The sequence below is a fragment of the Legionella sp. ST3F1 genome, assembly GCF_048553315.1.
Lineage (GTDB): Bacteria > Pseudomonadota > Gammaproteobacteria > Legionellales > Legionellaceae > Tatlockia > Tatlockia donaldsonii.
Map to the genome: position 1 here is coordinate 1 of NZ_JBLZIO010000014.1, position 15,955 is coordinate 15,955.

Below are 15,955 nucleotides of genomic sequence, written 5' to 3' on the forward strand. Positions count from 1 at the left end.
TTGTTGAATTACCGGGCGGCGGGATGAAAGGTACTCGAGTCATCATTGATTCGGTCGATGATTAGGGTCTGTTGATATTTCGCCAGGGTAAATAAACAGCAATGCATAGGAAATCAAAACTTTTCGGGCAAGATAATCGGCCTATCAACAGACCCTAAATTCAAATGACTTTTTGCCCTTTTATTGTAATAAGGCAAAAGAACCATGCACACCATTAGCAGCGAGCTTATTTTTTAAATTCGATGTCATCTGTTTATCAGCAAAAGGGCCTACTTTAACAACAAAGCGATTTTCATATTTCTCAACAATAACAGGCGATGGTGTTAATTTTGCCAATTTATTTTGCAGGACATTCGCTAATTTTTCTGAGTTGAAGGCACCAGCCTGCACATAATAATGAGCAACGCGTTTACCAGTACTCAACGCCTCGATTTCAACTGGTGCGGTACCTTTAGGTAATAAACCCAGTTTTATAGCAGCAGCATAGGAGAGGTCAATAACCCGATCACTGTGGAATGGACCTCGATCATTAACTTTGACAATAGCCACCCGCCCATTACTCAAATTTTTTACTCTGACATAGGTTGGTAATGGCAAGGTTTTGTGCGCAGCTGTCATAGCATACATATCATAATCATCACCACTGGAAGTTCGTTGACTATGAAATTTAGTCCCATACCAAGACGCTATACCTCGCGTTTTATAACCACCTGAACTTTTCATTACTTCATAAGTATGACCATCTACAGCATAAGATTCCGGATTACCATAGCGGCTGAATGGTTCATTTTTAGGTTTCACCTCTTTGAAAGATACTGGCATGGGGCCTACTGGCGCCCCGTCTTTCTCTTGGCTATATCTCTTAGAGGATTTAGCAGGGGAAACGGTTAAATCCTGGTTGGTACCGCAACTCGCTAACAAACACATGGCCAAAAAACAAACAAATCGCATTCTTTAACTCGAACAAATAATGTTTGCCTAATATATACAAAGCGAAATCGTATTAAAATACCTTAATGCCATTTGGTTGCATGATTGAGGCTGTGGTAAGATGGCGGCGTTTTGTAATAATGAGTATAGAAACCATGAAGTTACCATTTCCTTTCATTCGCATATTAATAGCAACTACGCTACTTGCAACATCTAATAGTTTTTATGCTGCAGTTGATGTTTTACCTAAATCCGGCTTGTCTGGAGCGGTACCGACTTCATCGCCCGTTGCCAACAAGCCACTGATTACCCCTTCAGCACCCACACTGAATGCCAAGGCTTACATTCTTATTGATGTAAACAGCGGTAAAATTATCGCTGAAAAAAATAGCGAGGAAAAATTACCTCCAGCCAGCTTAACCAAAATGATGACACTTTATGTCATCTCCCATGCATTACATAATCAGCAGATTCATTTAAATGATAACGTTCATATCAGTCGTGATGCTTGGAAAACCGGTGGTTCACGCATGTTTGTCAAAGAAGGACAAGATGTGGTTATTGAGGACCTGCTAAAAGGTATTATTGTAGACTCAGGTAACGACGCCTGCGTTGCAATGGCTGAACATTTAGGTGGTAGCGAGCCGGGCTTTGCTGAAATTATGAATCAACAAGCACAAAATCTGGGTATGAAGGATAGCCATTTCACCGACAGTACTGGTTTACCGGATCCCAATCTATATACTACCGCTAAAGATTTGGCTATCCTGGGTCGTGCCTTAATTAATGACTTCCCCCAATATTACCATTGGTACAAACAAAAATGGTTTACTTATAATGGAATACGTCAGCCTAACCGCAATCGTCTGTTATGGAGAGATAATCAAGTCGATGGAGTAAAAACAGGACATACCAACGAGGCTGGTTTTTGCCTGGTATCATCCGCTAAACGAGAAAATATGCGTTTATTAGCTGTTGTTATGGGCTCTCCTAGCGAATCAGCACGTGCTGACGACAGCGAACGGTTACTTAACTATGGCTTTCGCTTTTTTGAAACCCATGCACTTTATAAAGCCGGTCAAACCATTACTGAAACCCCTATTTATAAAGGTTCAACAAATAAATTAACCATTGGGCTACGTGAAGATCAATTTGTCACTATTCCTAACGGTCAATATCAACGATTAAGCATTAATACAAAAGTCCCTCAAAATCTTCAGGCACCTATTGCTAAAGGGGATGCTGTTGGCGAACTGGTTATTCAATTTGACAACAATATAATATCAACCCAACCCCTTTATGCACTGGAAGACGTTGAAAAAGGAGGTATTTTTACTCGAATGAAGGACTCTGTCCGATTAACATTCAAGCGTTGGTTCGGTTAGTAAAGGCAAGGCATAGTTATGACAGGCATTGTGTATCTTAACGGTGATTACTGTAAAACAGAGGACGCGAAAATATCGGTATTTGACCGTGGCTTTTTATTCGGCGACGCTGTTTATGAGGTAATTCCGGTATACAATGGACGTACTTTCTTTGTGAATAGTCATTTACAACGATTGGAATCCAGCCTCACTCAGGCAAGAATTAAGATGCCTGACATTAATTGGCGTTCGATTTTTCATGAACTTATTAAGCAAAATGGGAGTGGTGATTTGCAGATTTACTTACAAGTCACCCGTGGTAATCAGGGATTACGCAAACACGACATCCCGGAGGGATTAAATCCCACGATTATTGCATTTACCCTGCATACCCCCTACCCCAGTTTTGAAGCTAAAAAACGCGGTTTGCATGCGATGCTGGTGGAAGATATTCGCTGGTCGCGTTGTAATATTAAAACCACGTCTTTATTAGCAAATATCCTCACTAATGACGATGCTGTATCCGTAGGAGCAAATACCGCGATTTTATCCCGTGAAGGTTTTTTAACTGAAGGAAGTGCGAGCAATGTTTTTTTAGTAGATGCACAGGGGACTATTCGTACTCCTGTCCTGGATAATCTTTGTCTACCAGGCATTACACGCCACATTACGATTGATCTCATAAAATCGCTTTCTTTACCCCTGCGGGAAGAAAAAATCCCAATTGAATCTATTTTTAATGCGCAGGAAGTTTGGATAACGAGTACAACTAAAGAAATTTATCCCGTAACACGTATTAATGATTGCATCATAGGCAAAGGCTGTGGTGGTATGTATTGGCAACAACTCAATGAACACTATCAACAATTGATAAAAAACACTCATGAATGATAAAAAATCTATGATCGAATTTCCTTGTGATTTTCCTCTGAAAATAGTTGGGAAAAAAACCGCTAACTTCGCCACGGATATTATAGAGATTATTCACAAACATTTTCCAGAAACACCGGATAAAGCAATCAGGCATCAAGAAAGCCAGCACGGGAATTATTTAGCTGTTACTGCGGTGGTACATGCCCAAGATCAAGTGACGCTTGATGCACTATACCGCGACTTAACCAAACATCCTGACATCAAAATGGTGTTATGATGATTAATATCCGTAATCTAGGCCTACAACCCTATTTAACAGTTTGGGATAAAATGAAATCATTCACCTCTGTGCGGAATGAAAGTACAATTGATGAATTATGGCTATTAGAACATTGGCCAGTGTATACTCAGGGACAAGCTGGTAAGGCGGAGCATATTTTAAACCCTAATGATATCCCAATCGTCCAGAGTGATCGCGGTGGACAAGTTACCTATCATGGCCCAGGCCAATTGGTTGCGTATGTATTAATGGATATCCGAAGACGCCATCTTGGTATTAGAAATTTGGTAAGCCAACTAGAGCAAATTTTGATAAATCTTCTGGCAAATTTCCAGATCCCTGGCTCGATACGGTGTGGTGCACCTGGTGTTTATGTTGAAGATAAAAAAATAGCCTCTATTGGCTTACGCGTGAAAAATGGTTGCACTTATCATGGAGTTTCGCTTAATGTTGCTATGGATCTCGCACCTTTTCAAAGTATAAACCCTTGTGGTTTTGCTAAACTGAAAATGGCTCAAATAAGTGATTATGTACCTGACGTAAGTGTTGCTGGCGCCAGTAAACTGTTTACTGAAGCATTTTTAACTCAATTTGAACACTGATAGATAATCTATGCATTTATTCACTGATTACATTGAACCATTAACTGCTTGGCTTTATACCCACCCTCATTGGGCCTTAATTATAACGTTCCTCATTGCGCTTACTGAATCACTAGCAATTATCGGCTCGATTATCCCTGGCTCAGTCACCATGACTGCTATTGGTATTCTTGCCGGATCAGGCGTTATGCGTATTGATTTAACACTTCTTGCTGCAACTTTGGGAGCAATTGCAGGAGATAGCAGCAGTTATTTGCTAGGCTACGCCTTTAGCGAGCGACTTGTTAGCATCTGGCCTTTTAGCCGCTACCCCAATTGGTTATTTTATGGCAAAGATTACTTTGCCCGACACGGCGGTAAAAGCGTGTTGGTAGGGCGATTTATAGGCCCTTTACGCTCGATTATTCCGGTAATTGCGGGAATGATGCACATGAGTCACTGGCGCTTTTTTATTGCCAATGCCCTTTCTGCCATTGCCTGGGCAATTATTTATGTTACCCCTGGTGTATTAATTGGTGCAGCCAGTAGTGAACTCTCCCCTGAAAGTGCTACCCGTCTCTTCGTTCTTATTTTAGTTTTACTGGCAAGTATTTGGTTATTGAGTGTGGGGCTTAAGTGGCTTTTTATCCGTATTAATCGCTTACTAAGATCGAGTTTACATGATTTTTGGTCCTGGTCTTCAACTCATCCTCACTGGGCTAAATTTTTCAAACTGGTTACTCCCGCCTACGAAACCAATTATTATCCAACTGCCGCCCTAGTTGCGTTGCTTGGGATAAGTACTCTTTTATTTCTTATTCTTGCTGCCCTTGTGATGCATGGTGACTGGATTAGCGTCCTTAATAGTCCCACACATCTTTTTATGCAAAGCCTGCGTACGCATGCCTTCGATGTTTTTTTCATTGTGGTTAGTCAAATAGTAAGTCCTTTAACATTAATTACTTTGATATTAACTATTATCGCCTTAACAATTTATGCTCAAGACTGGCGCTCATTAACTTATTGGCTAAGCCTCAATTTGTTTTGTACCCTTATACTTCTCACTGTGCACTTGCTTATCAACAGTCCTCGGCCGCAAGATCTTCTGGAAATTCAAGCTGGAAACTCCTTTCCCACTATTGAGCTTACCTATGCTACGGCCTTGTTTTCATCCCTCATCTTTTATATAAAAACCTATTATCCAGGACGACTAAATGGCCTTTTCAAAATAATCCTATCCTTAAGCTTATTGCTTGCAGGATTAGCATCGATTTATTTGGGGGATAACTGGTTCACTGATAACCTGGGTGCCTATCTCTGTGGTTTTAGCCTCAGTCTTAGCCATTGGTTATTTTATAGGCGTCAGACTCAGCAGGCTGTTCGTTCATTCCTAGTACCTACCATTATTTTGGTTTCATTATTTTTAGCGAGCATGGCCTCTTGTTTGTTAACCTATAATAAATCGATAAGAAGGCATCAGCCCTATTTCGCCCAATATGTATTTACTGATGAATTGTGGTGGAATCAAAGGAAGCCTCTTTTACCAATGTATCGTACCAATCGTATTGGCCAACGTATCAGTTTATTCAATATTCAGTATGCTGGTTCGTTAATTCATTTTACTAATGCCCTCACAGCTTTTGGTTGGAAAAAGCAGCATGACTCTCTTTTTAATTCAATCTTAACTCGAGTTAGCGGGCAAGGGGCTTCTGCGCAACTTCCTCTAATGGCGCAACTATACTTAAATCGTAAACCAGTTCTCGTGATGACCTATCAGCCTAATGATGGGAACCCCATGCAAATTTTGAGAATTTGGCGCTCTAACTATCATTTACATCATTTTCATCAACCGCTCTGGCTGGGAAGCGTTCATCCTCGCACTCCTTTAAAACCCCATGAATTAAAGCACATGAATTTAAGTAATAAAAATAAGCCAAATTCACTTATCTATGTCAGTAATGCCCTCCCTCAATTTTTGCAACGGCAACTTCCTTTACCTGCATATCATGCAAAAAAACAATTACCAATTGTTGTAGAGCCCACTTTATTGTTAATTAGAGAGTCAACAGGCTTGGAAATTAAGAAAGAGGCTTTGCATTGACTGTGCAATACAAAACCTGAGTAAATCATAGCTGGTGCATTTCTATAAAAATCTGATACTCTACTATCTCAATCTAATGAGATATCTCTACTGAGTTAAGCCAATTAGCTAACTCTAATTTTAGAAAGGGACTAGCTTGATGATGAACTTGATGGATGCGATCCATTTTTTACTCCCCTTTTTGGGGTGCCTTTTTTTTCTTGTAGGCATCAGATTACAACGTAAAAACTATATTGTCGCCTCTTTGTGGTTAAGCCTTATTGCGTTAGCTTTGCATTACCGTGCTTCCGGTGGTGAAATTCTTGGGAGCTATTTTAATTACACCCACGCTATAATTTACTCACTCAATTTAATCATCTTGCTCGCAGCAACCATTTATTTGTTATTCAGCCTAAGCAATAATACTCAAACCAAATTGATTCACTATAGCACAGGTTTGTTATCTGCATGTCTCATAACCGGATTGTTTCTTTTATTAGGAAATTTATGGGTAAATGCCGTGTTTGTTGAAAATAGACTTCCAGGAACCCCCATTTTGCAAGTGGCTAGCTTTAACAAACAACCTTATTGCGATTATAAATATGTCTTTTATAAAATTGGGCCTGATAGTATTGTAAGGTTCATGTGCCCTAACCACTACGGCTTGCTCCCTTCTGTAGGACGGCTGGATTCTGCTCCAGGGTTTGTTGTTAAGCAGTTACCGATACAACTACAAAACAAATTTAAACAGGAATCAGATTCCTTATAATTTGTCTTTTTATACAAGAGGTTAGATAGAATAATTTTAATGAATGAGCAAATAAAATCACCTTGTAGATAATTTGTTCCATTGTTTATTTTTTGTTAACATATCGGAAATTTTTATACTATTACTATTATGCGCAGTTTGTTTTTAGTCTTATCGATATTAATATTTACATCGTCTTACAGCATGGCTCCCAAATTAAATTGGGACAATGCAGTTGATAATGCAGTGAGAAAATATGGTCTGCGAACTGAGCCAGAACTACTTAGACTATTTGCAAAATCGAACGTCGAATACCCTCCCAAAGATATAGCACTGTTAGCCTTCAAAAAAGAAAGAAGAATGGAATTATGGGCAAAAGATAGCAATACTACCTGGCGCTATATCCATACTTACCCCTTAACAGCCTTCAGCGGTCGTTTAGGCCCCAAACTCAAGGAACGAGATGGACAAATACCCGAAGGAATATATCGATTAATAACATTTAATCCCTTCAGTAGCATGCACTTATCAATGATGATTGATTATCCAAATTATTTTGATCGGCTGCAAGCCAGTAAAGATGGGCGTCGCAGACTTGGTAATAATATTTTTCTTCATGGTAAATCATTATCTGTTGGTTGTTTGGCAGTAGGAGATCGGGCTATTGATCAGCTTTTTCTTCTCGTACGCCGCGTAGGCTTAAGCCATGTAAAACTTATTATTGCTCCTAACGACCTGCGGATTGCTAAACCAGCTACTTCCAATTTTGCTCAACCACGCTGGTTGCCTGAATTGTACAAACAAATAAATTCCGCATTGAGTCAATTTCCACATAGAAATAAAATTGCCTGATTATAGCCATTTTGCAAAATTGCTTGAGAGGTACATAGTTCATATTTCAACCGGTTAAGTCTTTATACGCGCGGCAGGAGTCTCTTCCGCGGGAGAGTCCTTCGCAGCATTTAGGCGGGCTTTAAAATCCTTAAAGCTATTAGCCGCTTTCTTTTCATCAACTGTCCCATCTTTATTCAAATAGACTTCCCCTCTTTTACCCCAATAGCGGTGTGAAGCTATCGCCTTTTGAACTTCAACAGCAGCCGGGTTTTTACTGATATGTAAATTTCTTCTTTCTTCAATTGGCACCCTCATAAGAGCATCTTCAATTCGAGCAGCCTTGGCGTTCATACCTACAGTCAGCAAACCTGCATTCTTGCGAAAGTCTTGAATAATTGATTTGACCTCCTTGACTGAAGAATCTCTTTTTAATTGCTCCAAGGTGCTAGTTAGTTCGGTTTTTAGTTTTAAAAGCGCATTAGGATCTGTTGTTTCTGCAATGGCAAGTTTCTTTTTCTCAATAAAATCCCGCATTGCTACATCGTTTGGACTCAACTCTTCATGCGCAATCGTCGCTAAAATCCTCTTACATTCACTTTTATAACGATAAACAACGATCAACTCCTTAGCTACAAGAGCTTCAGGAGAGGTCGCCGCCATTATATTTCCTCTTTCTTTTACTGGAATTTGATTTAATACAATTACAGCGTTTCTATCTCCAGAAGTAATTAGCGCTTCTCTTAACTCTATTAACACAGGATCAACTTTAACTTGTTCGAAAGCTTTTAATTCTTCTTTTATTTTACCAACCTCAGCTAGGTTTTTTGCATTTAGAATCTCAGCCTGCTTAGCCATAACAAACGCATTCATTGCTGTATCCGCTTTGCCAAATCCCTTCCTGTTAATTTTTTCTAAAATTTCATTACATTCATTTACAGCAATTATTGTTTGGATTCTTGTTAATTCAGATAGTGCTTCACTGACTGGGATGCGTTGTGCCGGATCGACTTTAATCATTGAAGAAATGAGTGTTTTTAATTGACGGCCTGGTGCACTTTGGAAGATTGGCGCTGAGAAATCAAACTCTGCAGCATCATTTTTCCCATAAAGATATTCAAAATTACATTGAGTGAGATATTGATATAAATTTTTTCCTAACATAAAAGAATGCATTTTATCTGCCGAGAAAGGCACTCTATCCCAACGCTTAAATTCAGGTGGATTCATATAACCTGTTGATAAAAGACTGCACCATTCATTTGCCGGACTTTTGTAATCAATTTTTCCCGAGGCATCGGTAAATGCAAACGATTTGGTGTCCGCAAGACGTACCCTTCCATTGCTATCTAACAGCCAATTCGTGTTTTTCATGTCAGGAAAACCACAGCCATCCCGACTAATATCATTTAGAATCGCTCCCATTTGACTATAGATATCAAGAGCAGATTGCAGGCGAGCAGCATTGTTTGGACGTTGTTTTGAATGACTCTCCAGATCACCGCCAGCACAAAATTCAGTTAGCAACAACGTTCGGGTCAGTGTTTCGCTACTACTCGCATCCACATAAGTAGCTTGTCGCTCCGCAGCAACTGGAGTGAGTGTTGCTTTGAGTGAATGCTCCCTCAGATGGGCTTCAACTTTTTTGGGCATATTTAAGCGATTATCTACTTTCAAAACAATTTCTGAGCCATCAGCAAGGGAGGTGATTCTGAAATTTTTTGAATTTCCTCCGCCTAAAAATTGAATAGAATGCTTCTTTAAAAAAGATTGAAATGTCTCATAGCCTTCTTCGCCACGGCTATATAACCTTTTAAAATCTGTCAAATCAAATTGTGCCCCCTCGGCTAAAATGGTTAGCAAGCGCGAGGTCTTTTCAGGTGACATATTGGCAAGTATTTCTGCAAAGCTATCTTTATTAACAGGGGTGATGGGAGGTGAGGCAGGATTTATCTCTAAAACCTTATGTAAGGATACAATTCCCTGCTTTGCGAATTCTTTCTTTACATTGCTATATAACGTCTGATGAATCGTTGCACGATAACCCGCTGAAAAACTCATATATGCAGCTTGGTACTTACTATCCACAGTCTTTGCATAATGATATACCCCTTGCAGGGCTCTAATTTTTCCTTCTTTATCCCTCGTATCGTTATAAACTTTAATAAGCCTGTTTAACTCATCTATATCACCATTTACGCTCTTAATAAATTTGTCTACCATTTGAGCTGTACTTTTTGACAGATGGCCGGTAGAAGGTGAAGCTATATGTTTAAGTTTAGCCATTGGCTCTGACCTGTCCACTTCTTCCACAGGGGCTCTCATCTCAGCTACCCTTACAGCCACAGATGGAGTGCCTCCAACCACAACTTCCCGTCGTTCTGGATCAGGTAGTTTTGGTACAAATTTTTTGTCAGGATTAGCCGCCTTTAATGCCATTAATGAGGCTATTTTTTCTACTGCCTGCTCTTTTTTACAACTTTCAGGGATATTAAAACTTGCTCGCAGAAATGAAAGAGCTGCATCTTTATGAGCTGTTGTGTACTTTGGTTTAGGGCTATTATAAACATCCCACGCGTAATCTATTCTTTGCGCCAAATGCCCTTTACTATCAGAATAGATCCCTCTATCCAACAAATGCTCTTTGCGGAGAGTCTTTCTGAAGAAACCCATAGCTGATTTTCTTGGAGTAGACCTATTTTAAATGTATACTTTTAACTTCGTTTTGTAAAATATTAATACATTCGGAATTAAATTATATCAAATGAAGAAGCTACTGGTTTTACAACTACCTAATAAATTTAAGTTTCTATAAATTTATTATTCTAAAAATGTTGATGAGCTTAACAACGACTATTATTGCAATATTTTGATCATGACTCGCTTTTGTAAAGATGTTTGCATGATCACTCAACAAAAATTAGCAAAAATTAATAAATTCGCTCTATACTGAATTAAAACAATAACACAGTAATGAGATGGCTACTTTCAAAAGACAATCCTGGTCAACCATTGATTTACATACACTTCCTCCACAAGACTCTTTGTTAGGTTGTCTTGTGTTACTAACCCGTTATTATCGAAACCCCTATTCTGCACAATCTTTGACGGCAAGATTACCTTTGGAACAAAATAAACTCACTGTTAAGTTATTTGCCCGAGCAGCTGAGCGTGCCTCATTGAGTGCGGAAATATTCGATAAATCTATCGATAAAATCAAGAACAATGAACTTCCTGCTGTTTTACTATTGGAAAAAGGCGAAGCTTGTTTATTAATACAAGATGCCCAAGGAAAGCGTAAGATTATTAATCCCCAAACACCTACTGAACAGCTGGAGCCGGCAGCTATTTCAGCTAGCTATACTGGCCAAACCATTTTGGTGCAACCAGAATATAAATACACTACACGTGCCGAAGAAACCTTAGGGAAACCCCCAAAAAACTGGTTTTGGAAAGTGTTCCTAAAGTCTTGGCGGACCTACTCCGAAGTATTGGTGGCCTCCCTGCTAATTAACCTTTTTGCGTTGGTTATTCCTTTATTTACAATGAATGTCTACGACCGTGTAGTACCTAACCATGCCATTGCAACGATGTGGGTATTAGCCAGCGGTGTTGGCTTAGTGTTTCTCTTTGATGTTTTACTTAAAACATTACGTTCACATTTTATTGATTTAGCGGGTAAACGTAGTGATATTGAATTATCTGCAAACATTTTTGAGCAGATATTAGGAATCAGTATGCAAACAAGGCCAAAATCAGTAGGAGCCTTAACCAATACCGTTCAATCTTTTGAAATTTTCCGTGATTTTATCACTTCAAGCACGATAACAATTTTAGTTGATTTACCCTTTGTCGTTATTTTTATTTTAGTGATTTATTTTATAGGTGGCAGTTTATTCTGGATTCCTTTACTTACTATCCCCATTATTTTTGTTATCGGTATTTTACTGCAATTCCCTTTGATAAAATTGACAAAACAGTCTTATCAATACGCAGCAGAAAAACAGGCCATTCTTTTTGAATCACTTTCTAATATTGAAACAGTAAAAACAACCACTGCAGAATCTGCCCTGCAATCACGATGGGAGCAATTAATTGGTCTTGCCGCAAAAACAGGAATGAAATTACGTCTGGTATCCAATACCAGTATTAATCTCACTATTCTTGCACAACAGGCTGCGACGATTATCATGGTTCTTGCTGGTGTCTATCTTATTAGTGAAGGCGATTTAACAATGGGGGCACTCATCGCCTGTACTATTTTAACTGGCCGTGCACTTGCTCCCATGGCGCAAGTGGCTTCTCTCTTGACCCGTTATTATCAATCCGTTAACGCATTAACATCGCTTAATCGCATCATGCAATTACCAATTGATGTTAATGAAGATAGTCATTTTCTGCACAGGCCCGTGTTGCGGGGACAAATTGAATTTCATCAAGTCTCCTTTAGCTATGGTGATGGTAAAAATTCTATTTTAAAAGCGATCAGCTTTAAAATTAAAGCCGGAGAAAAAATTGCCATTATTGGTCGTGTAGGCTCAGGAAAATCGACGCTTGCGCGTTTAATACTTAAACTTTATTTGCCTGACGAGGGTACCATCCTTCTTGATGATACGGATTATCGCCAAATTAATCCCGATGATTTAAGACAACAAATTGGCTATGTCCCACAGGACATCACTTTATTCTATGGTAGTGTCCGAGACAATATCTGTGTTGGAGCCCCTTTTATTGATGACGCCTCCTTAATAAGAGCCTCTAATATTGCAGGCGTTACTTCCTTTATAAATAGCCATCCTGATGGTTTTGACAGACAAGTTGGTGAAAAAGGAAGTGAATTGTCGGGAGGACAACGGCAATCTATCGCAATCGCCAGAGCCTTGTTACGTAATCCCAATATATTGCTTCTTGATGAACCAACTTCCGCAATGGATGACAACAGTGAGCGACGTTTTAAAACCCAACTAATTGAGCATATGACAGAAAATCATACCCTTATTTTAGTAACGCATAAATTTTCCATGTTAGAACTGGTCAATAGAATTATCATTCTTGATGATGGTAAGATAATCGCTGATGGTCCCAAAGAATCTGTACTTTCAGCATTAAAAGCCGGCATGACTGTTGAGAGGAAAACAAAATGAGGCGCGAAGAAAAATCACGTCTGTTTACTCACATTATTCTTTGGAGTGCTGTTTTATTTATTATATGCGCTACTCTCTGGGCAAATTACGCTATTCTTGACGAAGTGACTGTGGGGCAAGGAAAAGTTATTCCATCAAGCCAAGTCCAAGTCATCCAAAATCTGGAGGGTGGTATCGTCAGTAAACTTTACGTCCATGAGGGAGAGATCGTCGATAAAGACCAGGTATTGATGCAAATTGACAATACTCGATTTATGGCAACCTATGATGAGGCACAAAAAAAAATCGCCGCTTTAGAAATTCAGATATTACGTATCACGGCGGAGATGAATCAAAAACCAATGAATATTCCACCAGAATTTGCTGAAAATAACGCCGAGCTTATTGAGGCTGAAAAAGCCTTATACCAATCCAGGCAAGAAGAACTAAAACAACTCAATGATGCTTTACTTGCGGCAGATAAAGAATTATCTCTCTCTAAACCATTGGTTGCCAAAGGTGCTATTTCAGAGGTTGAAATTTTAAGATTGGAACGTTCTGTCAGTGAAATAAAAGGTAAAATTCATCAATTCAAATCGCAAGCTCTTGAACAACTCAATAAAGCTAAAGGTGAGTTAGGGGCTCTTAATGCTGCCCATCGAGCAGATAAAGATAGACTAACTCGTACCACTGTTCGCTCGCCAGTAAAAGGTGTTGTAAAGAGGCTCAAAGTAAACACCATCGGTGGCGTTATTCAACCAGGAATGGATATCATTGAAATAGTTCCTCTTGATGATACTTTATTGATTGAAGCAAAAATAAAGCCAGCAGACATAGGCTTTATCCGTCCAGGACAAAACGCCGTCGTTAAATTAACCGCCTATGATTTTTCAATTTATGGTGGCTTACCTGGTAAGGTTGAACAAATCAGTGCTGATACAATTACTGATGAAAAACCAACTAATGGCAAAGAGGAAACTTACTATTTAATTCGCGTCAGAACAGAAAAAAATTACTTGGGAAATGAGAAAAAACCGCTTTATATCATACCCGGTATGATGGCAACAGTTGATATTCTGACTGGTAAAAAATCAGTCTTGGATTATTTATTAAAACCCATTTTAAAAGCTCAGCAAACAGCACTCAGAGAACGTTAAATGGATCCCGTAATTAATGCTATGCATTTTACGGGATAATGTTCGTTTAACAATTTTAGAACGCTTGTTAATTATCATGCTCAGGAGCAACAACAAAAATACCCGGCGCATTTCTTAGATATTCATTGTAATCCATACCGTATCCAAAAATATAATGATCATCGACTTGTAAACCCACAAAATCAGCTTTCTTTAAACCATTAGGTACACGCTTGTGGTATTTGTCGACTAATACCGCACAATAGACTTCTGCAGCCCCCATCAGCTTGACTTCCTCAATAATTGCTGCCAAGGTAACACCGCCATCAAGAATATCATCAACAACTAAAACTGTTCTTCCGGTCAAGTCAGTACTAGGCTTGACCTTCCAATGCAACTCCCCACCTGTAATTTCACCCCGATAACGTGTAGCGTGGATGTAATCGACCTCTAAAGGGAAATCAAGGCGTGGCAACAAATTTCCCATAGGGACTAATCCGCCAATCATCACACACAAAAGAACAGGATTTTTATCCTGTAACTGCTCATGAATATTAATCGCCATTCGATCTAGAGCTGCCTCAACTTCTTTAGTAGTAAATAGGCAACTTGATTTCTCATAAACCTCTTTGATTTTACTTGGAATAGACATCTGATATCCTAAGAATTTTGACGATCGGGTTATTAATCTTTACGTTTACCAGAAACTGGAAACATGCTTACCTTACCTTCATCTTTCGATTTATCTCTAACTTTCGCAGCCCCCTGTTTACTCACTTCATCAATACGAAAAACAGAGTGCATTGGAATGTAAGTACGCTTCACATCATTAAATTCTACCTTTAAACGCTCTTCAGAGGGATCGACAACCAAGGATGTATTCTCACCAAAAACAAAATCCTCAACTTCGAGAAAACCGAACATTTCACTTTCACAAACTTTACGCGCGTAAATCTCATAAATTGCTTCCTGATTTGCGAAAGTTATACGATAAAGTGATTTTTTTGACATGCAACTAACCTAAAAATAAACCAATATTATTATACCGAATGTTCATGGGCTTATCCAAGCAATTAAGTGCTTTTATTGATCGATGCCCGCAATTTAAATGGGTTGCAGCGGCACCCGATTCGTTAGTAACAATTCGTCTTCGGAAGCAGTTTCCAAAAGCACATCAGGATGAGCCTCTTGCTGCTTTTGGGCTACCAAACAATAAAATCCTGGGGGGCAAGGCCAAATCATTTTACCTAATTCATTAAGTATTTCTAATTTATGTAACCATTTTTCTTTTTTTACTGGGGGAATGTAATAAAAACTCGATAAATTACACAGTACATAACCACGATGAACCATCGCTCTCTTTACAAAAAAAGCAGACATTGATTTACCAGCATAAGCACCAAAGCAAGGCAAGCTTCCTAGATGCATCTTGACGCCCCAAGAGCTCATGGGATTAATTCCAAAAAAAACCGCATATCCCATAGGCTTGAGAACTCTATCAATCTCATCTAATGGGTTTTTTTGATGCGTAAAAGCTTCTAAGGTTAAAGGAGCAATTACACAATCGACACTCTCTCTATCAAGAGGTAATTGAGTAAAGGAGCTAACCAGAGTACTTTTAGCTGGATTTAAGTAGGGGGTAACTAACCATTTATGACTATAATGCAATGCTTGCAGCCATAAATTATCACCGCAATTTCCTAGCTGTAATAAAGTAGTCCCATACAAAAAATCGCTAAGATGGGCTAATTCCGCAATAAAAGCATGTCCTAAATGAATGCCCTGTGGCGAGTTAAACCAGTCATCAAGGGCATAAAACCTAGTTTTCAGATCCTCGAAAGACAAAGCACTCGCCTCATATTTAATAAGCAAAACTCCCTTTTTGTATCATACAGTCATAGTCTACAGCAAGATATCTATTTACAATAACCATTAAGTATAAGCAGACTTTTTTATGCAAAGCTAACTCTATTCAATAATAGAAAGACAACCCTATCTCAATCCTGCCT

General features: G+C 39.0%; 14 protein-coding genes. 9 read left to right on the plus strand and 5 right to left on the minus strand.

What is annotated here, in order from left to right; genetic code table 11:
• Positions 1-180: 180 nt before the first annotated feature.
• Positions 181-927 carry a septal ring lytic transglycosylase RlpA family protein gene (locus tag ACN4Z1_RS10390; protein ID WP_228365064.1) on the minus strand — a complete coding sequence of 249 codons (747 nt, stop codon included), beginning with the start codon at positions 925-927 and terminating at the stop codon, positions 181-183.
• A 158-nt stretch (positions 928-1,085) separates the two neighbouring features.
• On the opposite strand from ACN4Z1_RS10390, the gene ACN4Z1_RS10395 reads away from it, so the two are divergent.
• The 7 genes from ACN4Z1_RS10395 (at position 1,086) to ACN4Z1_RS10425 (ending at position 7,708) form a co-directional block, all read left to right on the plus strand.
• Positions 1,086-2,315: a D-alanyl-D-alanine carboxypeptidase family protein gene (locus tag ACN4Z1_RS10395; protein ID WP_228364710.1), complete on the plus strand. Its 1,230-nt coding sequence runs from the start codon at positions 1,086-1,088 to the stop codon at positions 2,313-2,315.
• Between the two features lie 18 nt (positions 2,316-2,333).
• Complete coding sequence (locus ACN4Z1_RS10400) at positions 2,334-3,185, plus strand: D-amino acid aminotransferase (protein WP_228364711.1); 852 nt, start codon at positions 2,334-2,336, stop codon at positions 3,183-3,185.
• Positions 3,186-3,195: 10 nt separating this feature from the next.
• On the plus strand, positions 3,196-3,444 hold the full coding sequence (locus ACN4Z1_RS10405) for a YbeD family protein (RefSeq protein ID WP_228364712.1): 249 nt from the start codon (positions 3,196-3,198) through the stop codon (positions 3,442-3,444).
• 2 nt (positions 3,445-3,446) lie between these two features.
• Positions 3,447-4,049 carry a lipoyl(octanoyl) transferase LipB gene (gene lipB / locus ACN4Z1_RS10410; RefSeq protein ID WP_228365065.1) on the plus strand — a complete coding sequence of 201 codons (603 nt, stop codon included), beginning with the start codon at positions 3,447-3,449 and terminating at the stop codon, positions 4,047-4,049.
• Between the two features lie 10 nt (positions 4,050-4,059).
• Complete coding sequence (locus tag ACN4Z1_RS10415; protein WP_228364713.1) at positions 4,060-6,129, plus strand: VTT domain-containing protein; 2,070 nt, start codon at positions 4,060-4,062, stop codon at positions 6,127-6,129.
• A 139-nt stretch (positions 6,130-6,268) separates the two neighbouring features.
• Entirely contained in the window at positions 6,269-6,877 is a 609-nt protein-coding gene (locus ACN4Z1_RS10420) for a type I secretion system protein LssZ (protein ID WP_115221250.1), read from the plus strand.
• Positions 6,878-7,006: 129 nt separating this feature from the next.
• A complete protein-coding gene (locus tag ACN4Z1_RS10425) occupies positions 7,007-7,708 on the plus strand; it encodes a L,D-transpeptidase family protein (RefSeq protein WP_228364714.1) in 702 nt (233 codons plus the stop codon).
• 54 nt (positions 7,709-7,762) lie between these two features.
• Here the strand turns inward: ACN4Z1_RS10425 and ACN4Z1_RS10430 are convergent, their stop codons facing one another.
• Positions 7,763-10,321, minus strand: a complete 2,559-nt coding sequence (locus ACN4Z1_RS10430) for a hypothetical protein (protein WP_419388078.1) — start codon at positions 10,319-10,321, stop codon at positions 7,763-7,765.
• Positions 10,322-10,665: 344 nt separating this feature from the next.
• Here ACN4Z1_RS10430 and ACN4Z1_RS10435 point away from each other — a divergent pair, with 344 nt between their 5' ends.
• Together ACN4Z1_RS10435 and ACN4Z1_RS10440 are read left to right on the plus strand one after the other, a co-directional pair.
• Complete coding sequence (locus tag ACN4Z1_RS10435) at positions 10,666-12,831, plus strand: type I secretion system permease/ATPase (protein ID WP_228364716.1); 2,166 nt, start codon at positions 10,666-10,668, stop codon at positions 12,829-12,831.
• Positions 12,828-13,967, plus strand: a complete 1,140-nt coding sequence (locus ACN4Z1_RS10440) for an HlyD family type I secretion periplasmic adaptor subunit (RefSeq protein ID WP_228364717.1) — start codon at positions 12,828-12,830, stop codon at positions 13,965-13,967. Before ACN4Z1_RS10435 ends, ACN4Z1_RS10440 begins: the two co-directional genes overlap by 4 nt.
• A gap of 67 nt (positions 13,968-14,034) precedes the next feature.
• Here ACN4Z1_RS10440 and ACN4Z1_RS10445 read toward each other — a convergent pair whose 3' ends face one another.
• The 3 genes from ACN4Z1_RS10445 to ACN4Z1_RS10455 all read right to left on the minus strand — a co-directional run bounded on the left by ACN4Z1_RS10445 (position 14,035) and on the right by ACN4Z1_RS10455 (position 15,818).
• On the minus strand, positions 14,035-14,598 hold the full coding sequence (locus tag ACN4Z1_RS10445) for a hypoxanthine-guanine phosphoribosyltransferase (protein ID WP_115221244.1): 564 nt from the start codon (positions 14,596-14,598) through the stop codon (positions 14,035-14,037).
• 32 nt (positions 14,599-14,630) lie between these two features.
• On the minus strand, positions 14,631-14,957 hold the full coding sequence (locus ACN4Z1_RS10450; RefSeq protein WP_115221243.1) for a DUF1820 family protein: 327 nt from the start codon (positions 14,955-14,957) through the stop codon (positions 14,631-14,633).
• Between the two features lie 93 nt (positions 14,958-15,050).
• Complete coding sequence (locus ACN4Z1_RS10455; RefSeq protein ID WP_115221242.1) at positions 15,051-15,818, minus strand: class I SAM-dependent methyltransferase; 768 nt, start codon at positions 15,816-15,818, stop codon at positions 15,051-15,053.
• Positions 15,819-15,955: the final 137 nt, after the last annotated feature.

What these genes read in the sequence shown, in the direction of transcription:
- ACN4Z1_RS10390 (WP_228365064.1), bottom strand. Translation starts at nt 927, where the DNA reads ATGTGTTTGTTAGCGAGTTGCGGTACCAACCAGGATTTAACCGTTTCC.
- ACN4Z1_RS10395 (WP_228364710.1), top strand. Translation starts at nt 1,086, where the DNA reads ATGAAGTTACCATTTCCTTTCATTCGCATATTAATAGCAACTACGCTA.
- ACN4Z1_RS10400 (WP_228364711.1), top strand. Translation starts at nt 2,334, where the DNA reads ATGACAGGCATTGTGTATCTTAACGGTGATTACTGTAAAACAGAGGAC.
- ACN4Z1_RS10405 (WP_228364712.1), top strand. Translation starts at nt 3,196, where the DNA reads ATGATCGAATTTCCTTGTGATTTTCCTCTGAAAATAGTTGGGAAAAAA.
- ACN4Z1_RS10415 (WP_228364713.1), top strand. Translation starts at nt 4,060, where the DNA reads ATGCATTTATTCACTGATTACATTGAACCATTAACTGCTTGGCTTTAT.
- ACN4Z1_RS10420 (WP_115221250.1), top strand. Translation starts at nt 6,269, where the DNA reads ATGATGAACTTGATGGATGCGATCCATTTTTTACTCCCCTTTTTGGGG.
- ACN4Z1_RS10425 (WP_228364714.1), top strand. Translation starts at nt 7,007, where the DNA reads ATGCGCAGTTTGTTTTTAGTCTTATCGATATTAATATTTACATCGTCT.
- ACN4Z1_RS10435 (WP_228364716.1), top strand. Translation starts at nt 10,666, where the DNA reads ATGGCTACTTTCAAAAGACAATCCTGGTCAACCATTGATTTACATACA.
- ACN4Z1_RS10440 (WP_228364717.1), top strand. Translation starts at nt 12,828, where the DNA reads ATGAGGCGCGAAGAAAAATCACGTCTGTTTACTCACATTATTCTTTGG.
- ACN4Z1_RS10445 (WP_115221244.1), bottom strand. Translation starts at nt 14,598, where the DNA reads ATGTCTATTCCAAGTAAAATCAAAGAGGTTTATGAGAAATCAAGTTGC.
- ACN4Z1_RS10450 (WP_115221243.1), bottom strand. Translation starts at nt 14,957, where the DNA reads ATGTCAAAAAAATCACTTTATCGTATAACTTTCGCAAATCAGGAAGCA.